Source organism: Microcystis sp. M169S2 (assembly GCF_020245865.1).
Classification (GTDB): Bacteria; Cyanobacteriota; Cyanobacteriia; order Cyanobacteriales; family Microcystaceae; genus Microcystis; species Microcystis ichthyoblabe_A.
This window is the reverse complement of the sequence record NZ_JADBUB010000053.1, coordinates 1-7,493: the sequence shown is the minus strand read 5'-3', so window position 1 is coordinate 7,493 and position 7,493 is coordinate 1. Positions and strand designations below refer to the sequence as shown.

Genomic DNA, 7,493 nt, shown 5'->3' with positions numbered 1-7,493 from the left:
TTTGCTTGAATACAGTGGAATGTACGATTAGGGAGGGAAGTTATCGTTTTTCTAAGATAACTCGACCGACCCAACTGCAACAAAAAGCGTTAGATTTATTGGGAGTTTCCCTAATTTGTAGCCAGTAACGGGGCACTGGAAATTCTTTTAATCCCTTCTACGGCACAGCTTATGCCTTTTTGTCAACCGGGAAGTCCAGTTATATGTAGTCCATACTCAGCGGATTTAGTATCAAAAAAAATCGGGCTAGAAATAGCTTCCAACCCCATAGGATTCATAACCTAATTAGTGATTAAATTCTCGACTTAGTAAGCGTCCTGTAGTTCATAGAATTCGGGAGAAACGTAATCTTTGCGTAGAGGCCAACCGACCCAATCTTCTGGCATTAAAATCCGTTTCAGGTGGGGATGTCCTTCATAAATAATGCCGAACATATCATAACTTTCTCGTTCTTGCCAGTCAGCGGCTTTCCAAATCCAGTAAACCGAAGCAACCCGGGGATTATCTCTAGGAAGAAAGACTTTTAAGCGCACTTCCACGGGACTATCGACATTATCGGTTACTTTGACCAGATGATAGAAACTAACTAATTCCTTACCCGGTCCCAAATCGTAAGCGCCCTGACATTGGAGATAATTAAAGCCATAAGCGAATAAAGCAGTGGCCAGAGGAATTAAAAAGTCTGGTTCTACTTTAATCAATTCCACACCACTATGGTCAGCTTCTAAAGCTTGATGATCAAAACCATTTTCGCTTAACCAAATCGAAGTGGGGCCAGCTTGCACAATAGCTGTGGTTTCTTCAGTCATTTAGATTTCTTCCTTTTGTTTCGTGGTCAAAAGAGCGGGAGGAACCGGCATACCAGTGGCTTCTAGTAACTCTTTCGGAGGTGCTTGACGGGTAGCCGATTGTAGATATTTACCCGTAAGAATCGGTTCCGTGGCCTGCATTTTGTGGGTGGTGCTGTAATAACGATTGGTTTGTTGGAGGACAGTCCCACGTTCTTGAATAGATTCGTTAGCGACTTTTTTCCGCAGTTTAATAATTGCATCGATAATCGCTTCCGGACGGGGGGGACAACCGGGTATATAGACATCGACGGGGATAAGTTTATCTACCCCTCTGACTGCGGTGGTGGAGTCACTGCTGAACATTCCCCCCGTAATCGTACAGGCACCCATGGCGATAACGTATTTGGGTTCTGGCATTTCTTCGTACAGACGCACCAAAGCGGGGGCCATTTTCATGGTAACTGTACCGGCAGTGATGATTAAATCGGCTTGCCGGGGACTAGAACGGGGAACTAAACCAAAGCGATCAAAATCAAAACGGGAACCAATCAAGGCCGCGAACTCGATAAAACAGCAAGCTGTACCGTATAGCATCGGCCAAAGACTTGACAAACGCGCCCAGTTATACAGGTCATCAACGGTAGTGAGAATGACATTTTCCGATAAATCCTGGGTAACTTTGGTGCGTTCGATGGGATTGAGGATTTTTTCGCTTTGTTGTTCGATAATTTGCTTAAATTCGCTGGTAGGGTTGGGACTCATCGGGTTATCCTCTCATGAAAAGTCAAAAATAAGGAAAATTATGGCCGTTATGACCATTCTAAGGCTCCTTTCCGCCAAGCATAGACGAGAGCAACCACAAGGATAGCAATAAAGATCAATGCTTCTACAAAAGCTAATAGGCCTAATTGATTGAAAGCTACTGCCCAAGGGTAGAGAAAGACGGTTTCCACGTCAAAAACCACGAAAACGAGGGCAAACATATAATAACGAATGTTAAACTGAATCCAAGCACCGCCGATCGGTTCCATCCCCGATTCATAGGTGGTGCGTCTTTCCGGACCCCCACCACTAGGTCGCAGGACTTTTGAGGCCGTTAGGGATAGGATTGGTACTAAACTGCAAGCGAGCAGAAATCCTAGAAAATACTCGTAACCTTTGAGGACAAACACTGGGTTTTTTTTCTCCTTATTCGCTATCGACAGGGGAAGTTGTCGGCATCTCTATGGCTACTTATTATAGAGGCTTTAGCAACCCGTCTCCTTCTCAAAAGCAGCATTGAAGATGTTTATCGATACCATTAGCTAATCATCGGGTTGAGCTTCGCTTCTGTCTCTGTTTTGCTCTTAACTCTGACGGGGTGACAAGGAAGCCTACAATCCCTATGAGAAGAGAATTGTAGCCAAATATGGTAAAAAAAAAGTGGCTGCGATCAGCTGTTGACTACTCAATGAGTACCAGAGTGGTAAGTTCGAGCATTTGTACTAAAATTTCTCCTAGGCAGTTCAAATTATGAGAAATGCTGTCCACCGGATTATAGTTTGTTTGTTAATGCACAGGCTCAAAGCAGCGATCGCTTAAGACAATATATCATTAAGTACCTATAGCGGTGTGCAGTCGTATGAGGTACAGTGTCACGAGCTATAAACCATGCTAGGCAAAGCTTGGTCTGTATCTCACTCAAGCGCTTACCGCTATAAGCAAAATTAATTACATATATCTAACCACCTCTTGCCTTTTGCCTCTTGCCTTTTGCCTATCCTAACCAAGAAATTAATTTTGCACGACTACTTATGCAGTTACTAAAAATGACTCGCTATAATTTTGCTAAATCTCTTAATGGCTTGTTTTTGTCTTCAAATAAGACTGATTAGATAATGAGGATTACAATTTAAATAGTGACGAGTACAATTTACAATCCCCAGCCAGATTAACTTTGTTAGCTATAGCATCCCTAAATAAAATGTGAAAAGGTATCGTATTTTTTAAGGTTAGGAAAATTCAATAATTGAAATTTACAAAAAACTCGAACAGTCATTTAACCACAGGAAAACTTTTCGCCATCCCATAAAATCTGCTCAAAAGAGTTGTTAACTGTAGCCAAATCGTTTCTACTAGATTTTCTTCGATTTGGTGCGTTATCAGTTTTCTGCTGACGTTCTTTGCGCTATTTGCCCGAATCAACCCTTTTTAAGGCATTAGGGAAGGATGGGCTATGCAGACTTTTGTTTTAGGAGACTAGGCTATTGTATCAACTTTTAATTAAACAGCTAATCTGCTAAAGTGATAAGTAAATATTATTTTAAGTTTATTTAAGGCTGTCATTACTAATGCTAAGTTGAGCCGGGTAAATTTTCCCGTAGTATCAGAAAGGAAACTCATTCGACCCGTTCAGTTTAAACGGCGAGAAAAGGGATTTTAAGACTGAGGAACAACCTATGGCAAAGAAAACAAAGACAACCACTTATAAAGTCACACTGAAAACACCAGGTGGCGACCAGACAATTGATGTTCCCGATAATGAATATATTCTCGAGGCAGCAGAAGCAGAAGGATTAGATTTACCCTTTTCTTGCCGTGCTGGTGCTTGCTCTAGTTGCGCTGGTCAAATCGAATCTGGTAGCGTTGATCAATCCGATCAATCCTTCTTAGATGACGATCAAATTAAAGCGCGTTTTGTCCTCACCTGTGTGGCCTATCCGACTTCTGACTGTGTGATCATCACCCACAAAGAAGAAGATTTGTACTAATTTAACTCAATATTTGGGGGTTAGATACTCCAACAATACAACAATAATAGAGCGGGAACTGTAAGAGCGACAGTTCTCGCTTTATTTGTATTTTTGCCTCTTGACTCGACAGTGAGATACAGCCAAAAAATTAATCCTGCTAGAGGTTTCCTACAAATTCATAATCATATGGTAGTATAGTTATAAAGTTATACAAAAGGAGTCAGAGATCATGCTATTCCGTCAGATGTTCGATCCCGAAACCAGCACTTATACTTATTTGATTGCCGATCCCGTCAGCAAGGAAGCGGTATTGGTGGATCCAGTCCTGGAACAGGTGGAAAGGGATGATCGGCAATTACGGGAGCTAGGATTAACGCTAAAATATTGTTTAGAAACCCATATTCACGCCGATCACGTCACAGGAACTGGAAAATTAAGGCAAATCACAGGCTGTCTGGGTATAGTTCCCGAAAATGCCCAAGTAGCCTGTGCTGATCGCCATCTGACGGATGGAGAGGAATTGTTAGTAGGAAATATCACCATCAAAGCGATCGCTACTCCTGGCCACACCGATAGTCATCTAGCCTATTTAGTCAATAACAGTCATATTTTGACAGGAGATGCCCTATTTATCCGGGGTTGTGGTCGTACCGACTTCCAAAGCGGCGATGCTGGTACTCTCTTTGATTCGGTCACGCAAAAACTTTTCAGTCTCCCCGATAGTACCCTAGTTTATCCCGGCCACGACTATCGCGGTTTAACTGTCTCTACCATTGCCGAAGAAAAACAATACAATCCCCGTTTTGTCGGACGTAACCGCAGACAATTTATCGAGTTTATGAACAGTCTTAATTTACCAGATCCCAAAAAGATCATGGAGGCGGTTCCCGCTAACCAAGGCTGCGGTAATTTAGGAGTTGTTTTAGCTTAAAAATCTATTCAGGAGATTAACGATGACCCGTACCACAAATCAAGCAAAATTACTAGAATTTGATGCCCATACTTTAAAAAACTTAATTGAGCGCGGAGAAGTTTGCTTAATTGATGTGCGAGAACCGGGGGAGTACGCCAGCGATCGCATTCCAGGGGCCAAATTAGTACCACTTTCCAGTTTTAACCCTAATTCGATCGCTTTTGACCCCAATCAAACCCTAGTTCTCTATTGTAATTCCGGCAGCAGATCCACTGTAGCGGCACAAAAACTGATTGCGGCAGGATTTAGCCAAGTTGCCCAGCTTAAAAACGGCTTAAATACTTGGAAAAGTGCGGGTTATACCACTGAAAAAGACCAAAATGCGCCAATTAGCCTATTTCGTCAGGTGCAGATCGTTGCTGGTTCCCTAGTAGTCCTCGGAACAGTACTAGGAGCCTTTCTCTCGCCTTGGTTCCTGATTTTAAGCGGTTTTGTCGGTTCTGGTCTAGTTTTTGCGGGAATTAGTAATACCTGTGCTTTAGCTATGCTTCTGGCTAAACTTCCCTATAATCAACCCCATCAGTAAGCAGTAATCAGTAATCAGTAACCAGTAAATAATAAAATATGATTTCCTGATAACTGATAACAAGAGAAGAATCTAAAACCTAAGATGTACTTAGTTTCTAGCCTTCTTTTTAGGTAGGAGAATTGTCAGATTCTTTACTTGGGGCCTGTTGCCTTCAGAAACTGATAACTGATAACTGATCACTGATCACTGATAACTGAAATGACTTGGTTAATTGGACATTTATTAGCCGTTTGTACGGGGATTAGTCTGGGATTGCTGGGAGGAGGAGGTTCTGTACTAGCATTACCGATTCTAGTCTATGTGATGGGAGTACCGACCAAATCGGCGATCGCTATGACGCTTCTAGTCATCGGTAGTGTCAGTTTACTCGCCACGATTCCCCACTGGAAAAAAGGCAACATTAACTTAAAAACCGCTTTTATCTTCGGTTCTGCCACGATGGTAGGGACTTTTTTGGGAGCAAGATTAGCCACATTACCCCTCGTCACTGCCACCTTCCAGATGCTCCTGTTTGCAATACTAATGGTAATAGCAGCAGCCTTTATGATTAGTAGATCAACACAGATAGATAATCCTGATTATAAAGCCCGCGATCGGCAAAAAAATCTGACTCTCTACCCCCAACCAGTGTGCCGATATTGCTGGCTCTGGTTAATGAGCGAAGGAATCGCTGTGGGTGTCCTGACGGGATTAGTTGGGGTTGGGGGAGGCTTCGCTATCGTTCCCGCGCTGGTATTATTGGGCAAAATCCCCATGGTTCAAGCGATCGCCACTTCCCTGCTGATTATTTCCCTCAATTCTGTAGCCGGATTACTGGGCTATTTAGGTCATATTAGCGTCGATTGGCAGTTAACCCTATCCTTTGCTTTTGCGGCTGCTCTCGGTACTCTTATCGGTTCCTATCTGGGACAGTTTGTGTCCGCAAAACAGTTACAAAAAGGTTTTGGTTATTTTCTCTTAGCGATCGCAACTTTAGTTTTAATTCAAAATCGTCACATCCTGCACAATTTCCTGACTCCGAAAGTCCATTCTCTCATCCCGGCGGAAAAGGTTAGATTTATTCAGCCAACCCTACTTAAGACTGATAACGGATAACCGATCACCGATGACTGATTATCGGCCCACTTCAGCGAAAATCTCGGCTAAAATCTCTCCAGCACCAGCTTCGCGCACTTTATGGGCTAAATCTCGTCCTAAGACTTCCCCATGGCTAGGATCACCGCTAACCGAGTCCTTAATCAGGTGCTTACCGTCGAGACTGGCCACCATACCCGTTAAAGTTAGGATACCATGCTCGATCGCCGTATTCACTCCGATGGGAACTTGACAACCCCCCTCCAACTCGCGTAAAAAAGCGCGTTCAGCATAGCATCTATCGCGACTAGGGGCGTGTTCCAACACTTTTAGGACTTCCAAAACCTCCAGATCAGCATCGCGGCATTCTATCCCTAAAGCCCCCTGTCCCACCGCATGGAGAGAAATTGCCGCCGGAATAACCTGATGAACTCGATCGCCTAATCCTAACCTTTCTAGTCCCGCTACTGCCAGAATAATCGCGTCGTATTCTCCCGCGTCCAGTTTTGCCAGACGGGTGTTGACATTGCCGCGCACATCTTTAAAAGTCAGATGGGGATAATGATAACGCAACTGGGCCAATCGCCGCAGGGAAGAAGTCCCCACTACTGCACCTTCCGGTAAAGTGTCTAATTGATAGTCTTGATTTTGGCTATTTACCACCAAAGCATCGGCCGGATTAACCCTTTCGGTGACGCAACCCAAGATTAAGCCTTCGGGTAAATTAGTGGGCAGATCCTTGAGAGAATGGACGGCAAGATCGATCGATCTATCCAACATTCCCACTTCTAATTCTTTGGTAAATAAACCCTTATCACCGATTTTCGCCAGGGCCACATCGAGAATTTTATCGCCTTGGGTACTCATCGTCTCCACCTCAAACTGTCGATGGGGGTGGTGTTTACTCAATTCTGCCTGTACCCAATAGGTTTGTACTAGGGCTAACTGACTTTTACGCGAACCGATACGCAGGGAACGAGGAGGACTAGAAACGGACATATCTGAAGTAGGAATGTAAGTAAACATCTATCTGACTGCTCGATCTAGACTATCCTGATCTCACCCCCTGTTGAGTAATCACTTTCTAGGTTAGGCATAAATAGTTACATCTCTTAATATTTTTAGACAAATAGGGTGATGGGGTTTTCAGAAAGGGGTCAAAGTTTTAAGGTCAGTGGTTCGGTTGCTGGTCTTGTGTCTTGTAGTCTTGTAGGGAGCATCTCACTTATGCAATGAGTATTAATGCTTAGAGCCGTCAAAAACTAGAAAATCTTCAACTTGATCACAAAGAGAAATGAGATTATAATATTTATAACTTACAATTCAGAATATAGCTAGATGGTAGGAATAATTCAATGTTATCAGAAAAGGAAAAAAGAATTAAAGAGTTATGT

Annotated in this window: 8 protein-coding genes; 4 read left to right on the top strand and 4 right to left on the bottom strand. The window is 43.1% G+C overall.

Annotated features, from left to right (window positions below):
* Positions 1-305: 305 nt before the first annotated feature.
* Genes IM485_RS05960 through ndhC form a run of 3 tightly spaced genes read right to left on the bottom strand, consistent with a single transcriptional unit; the run spans position 306 to position 1,963 of the window.
* The gene (locus IM485_RS05960; RefSeq protein WP_002778330.1) at positions 306-809 is read right to left on the bottom strand and encodes an NAD(P)H-quinone oxidoreductase subunit J; all 504 of its coding nucleotides are present in this window, start codon (positions 807-809) and stop codon (positions 306-308) included.
* Positions 810-1,553 (bottom strand): photosynthetic/respiratory NAD(P)H-quinone oxidoreductase subunit K, encoded by a 744-nt coding sequence (ndhK, locus tag IM485_RS05955; protein ID WP_002738790.1) that lies wholly within the window; start codon positions 1,551-1,553, stop codon positions 810-812.
* A 47-nt stretch (positions 1,554-1,600) separates the two neighbouring features.
* Positions 1,601-1,963, bottom strand: a complete 363-nt coding sequence (ndhC, locus tag IM485_RS05950; protein WP_002739390.1) for a photosynthetic/respiratory NAD(P)H-quinone oxidoreductase subunit C — start codon at positions 1,961-1,963, stop codon at positions 1,601-1,603.
* Positions 1,964-3,229: 1,266 nt separating this feature from the next.
* Here ndhC and IM485_RS05945 point away from each other — a divergent pair.
* From IM485_RS05945 to IM485_RS05930, 4 genes are all read left to right on the top strand, one after another.
* Entirely contained in the window at positions 3,230-3,541 is a 312-nt protein-coding gene (locus tag IM485_RS05945; protein ID WP_104397749.1) for a ferredoxin, read from the top strand.
* Positions 3,542-3,752: 211 nt separating this feature from the next.
* Positions 3,753-4,454, top strand: a complete 702-nt coding sequence (locus tag IM485_RS05940) for an MBL fold metallo-hydrolase (RefSeq protein ID WP_287741900.1) — start codon at positions 3,753-3,755, stop codon at positions 4,452-4,454.
* A 22-nt stretch (positions 4,455-4,476) separates the two neighbouring features.
* Positions 4,477-5,022 (top strand): rhodanese-like domain-containing protein, encoded by a 546-nt coding sequence (locus IM485_RS05935; protein ID WP_104397747.1) that lies wholly within the window; start codon positions 4,477-4,479, stop codon positions 5,020-5,022.
* 201 nt (positions 5,023-5,223) lie between these two features.
* A complete protein-coding gene (locus IM485_RS05930; protein WP_104397746.1) occupies positions 5,224-6,120 on the top strand; it encodes a sulfite exporter TauE/SafE family protein in 897 nt (298 codons plus the stop codon).
* 18 nt (positions 6,121-6,138) lie between these two features.
* On the opposite strand, the gene hemC is transcribed toward IM485_RS05930, so the two are convergent.
* Positions 6,139-7,098 carry a hydroxymethylbilane synthase gene (gene hemC / locus IM485_RS05925; protein WP_104397745.1) on the bottom strand — a complete coding sequence of 320 codons (960 nt, stop codon included), beginning with the start codon at positions 7,096-7,098 and terminating at the stop codon, positions 6,139-6,141.
* Positions 7,099-7,493 lie beyond the last annotated feature (395 nt).